The organism is Streptomyces sp. LS1784, assembly GCF_020103755.1.
Lineage (GTDB): Bacteria > Actinomycetota > Actinomycetes > Streptomycetales > Streptomycetaceae > Kitasatospora.
This window is the reverse complement of sequence record NZ_JAHSQD010000903.1, coordinates 1-2145: the sequence shown is the minus strand read 5'-3', so window position 1 is coordinate 2145 and position 2145 is coordinate 1. Positions and strand designations below refer to the sequence as shown.

The 2145-nt window shown below is 75.4% G+C and carries 1 protein-coding gene and 1 pseudogene; one reads left to right on the top strand and one right to left on the bottom strand.

Annotated features, from left to right (window positions below; translation table 11 throughout):
- Positions 1 to 97 precede the first annotated feature (97 nt).
- Entirely contained in the window at positions 98 to 838 is a 741-nt protein-coding gene (locus KS423_RS44070; RefSeq protein WP_224285301.1) for a GPP34 family phosphoprotein, read from the bottom strand.
- Positions 839 to 1136: 298 nt separating this feature from the next.
- Here KS423_RS44070 and KS423_RS44065 point away from each other — a divergent pair.
- Positions 1137 to 2145 (top strand): annotated as a pseudogene (locus KS423_RS44065) (hypothetical protein); the annotation flags it as partial.

The following is a 2145-nucleotide window of genomic DNA, read 5'->3' as shown; positions in this document are numbered from 1 at the left end:
GTGGCGTCGGGCGCCGTGGTGGCTGCCCGCCCGGCCGTGCGGACCGTTCAGGCCCCGGCGATCCTCCGGGCTTCCGCGGCCCTCCTGGCCTCCCCGGTCAGCGGACGCCGACCCGGGAGGCGGGGACCCGCCCGCCCGAACCCCGGCCCGCCGTACGGGCGCCGGGACGGCCGACAGCGGCCCCGGAACCCTGGGAAGAACGGTTCTGCTGCGCCGGCAGGCCGTTCTGCACGTCCATCACGGCGTGCGCGACCATCCCGCCCAGCGGGTCGTACCGGATCAGGTCGCGCAGCCGCGACCGCGAGGAGCGGCCCTCGTTGCCCGGGTACAGGTGTTTGCCCAGCCCGACCGAGTGGGCGAGCGCCGCCAGCGCGGCCGTCCGCGGGTCCGGCGGAACACCGGTGCGGATCGCGGTGTCCAGCCGTTGCTTGATCGCGGCGTTGGTGCAGTCGTCGGACGCCTGGTACCGGGTCGTCGGCAGCACCCCGCACACCTGGCCCGGCACGGCCGTGACCATGCCGCAGCGCTCCAGGTGCGCCAGATAGGTCTGCCGCAGCCCCAGCCGGGGCCCGCCGATCCAGTGCGCCGCGCGGACCGGACTGCCGCGACGGCGCAGCAGTTCCAGTGCGTGGTCAAGGGTCGGGTCGCCGGTCGGCCGTGCGAGCACGACGGCGATCCGGTCTCCCTCCGGTACGATCCGTCCGGCCAGGGACAGCTCGACGAGCTGCGCCCCGGCGAGTCCGAGGTCGAGGGTCTGCGGCTGCGCCGTGGTACCCGTGGTCGGGTCCAAAGCGAGCAGCAAGAGTTCCTCGGGAACAGTTCTGCGGCTCTTGCCCATCCAAGCCTCCCCGCGTGGATGAGAGACAGGGTGACGCCTCTCACACGGGCTTGTCGAGTACGCCTCCGAATCGTGACCTTGCGGTGAAGGCGCGGAACCGGTGGCGGCAGGCCTTGCGTCTGAGCGGTGAACAGACCGCGGTGTGGCCGGGCGGCGACAATAAGCGCCGGTCGGGCGGGGTGTGCGCGGTCGGAACGGCCGCCGGTGGCGGAGACTGTACAGGTACACGGGGCGGGGCGTCGGCTTCCCGAAATCGGGTTCGCCGGTGCCCCGCCGGGCGTTGAGGAGGCTGGGATACGTGGGCGAGTCCCCCGACAGGGTGCTGAGGGACGGCGAGGGGCGGCAGCGGGACCGCGAACGCGAACGGACCGGTCCGGCGGCCGGCGGTGCCGAGCCGGCCGAGGGCGGCTCCGGTCCGGAGGCCGGCGGGGCGTCAGCCGCCGCCGAGGCGACCGCCGAGGCCTCCTCCGGCACCTCGTCTGACACCTCGCCTGACACCTCGTCCGACTCCTCCTCGGACGGCCCCGAGGAGCCCTCCGGAGAGGCGGCCCCGGAGGCGTCCGCCGACGCTCCGGCGGCAGCGCCCAAGGGCGGCTCGACCGTGCAGCTCCGCGTCCGGGATGTGGACAGCAGGACGACGATGCTGCGGCTGCCGGTGGACAACAAGACCACCGCGCTGCGGCTGCCCGAGGAGCTGGTGAAGGCTGCCGGCGCGGGGAGTTCCGAAGGTGAGGACGAGAAGAAGGAGTCCTCGTCGGAAACCGCAGAGGTGACCGAGCCCGCCGGGCGTCCGGTCGCCGCCGACCCGCGTCTCGCCATGCGGACGGATGTCGCGGTGGCGGCGAAGGCCGGGGAGAAGGCCGCCGGACCGGCCGGGGAGACCGGCTCCGGGGGCGGCGCCGAGCCGGCGGCCGCACCGGCCGCGAAGGCGACCGGCGCAGCGGCCGATGAGGCTGACGAGGCCGACCAGGCCGACGGGACGGAGCAGGCCGAACAGGCCGGGAAGGCCGAAGACGCCGGGACCGGGGACGACCCGGAGGCCACCGGCGACGCCGGGGACACCGGCGCGGAGGACGCTCCCGCCAACGGTGCCGTCACCCTCGCGCTGACCAAGACCGGGCAGCCTGGTCAGCAGTCGGGTCAGGCCGAGAAGCCGGAGAAGCCCGCGTCGCTGCGCGCTCCCGCGGCCGGCACCGTGCCGGAGCCGAAGCCCGAGCCGCGTCCGGAGCCCAGGCCCGTCCCCGAGCCCGAGCCGACCCCCGGTCCGGCGCCGCTGCCGAAGCCGACTCCGGTGCCCGCCCCCGTGC

Excerpts from the sequence above, each read along its gene's own strand:
- KS423_RS44070 (WP_224285301.1), bottom strand. The coding sequence starts at position 838 with ATGGGCAAGAGCCGCAGAACTGTTCCCGAGGAACTCTTGCTGCTCGCT.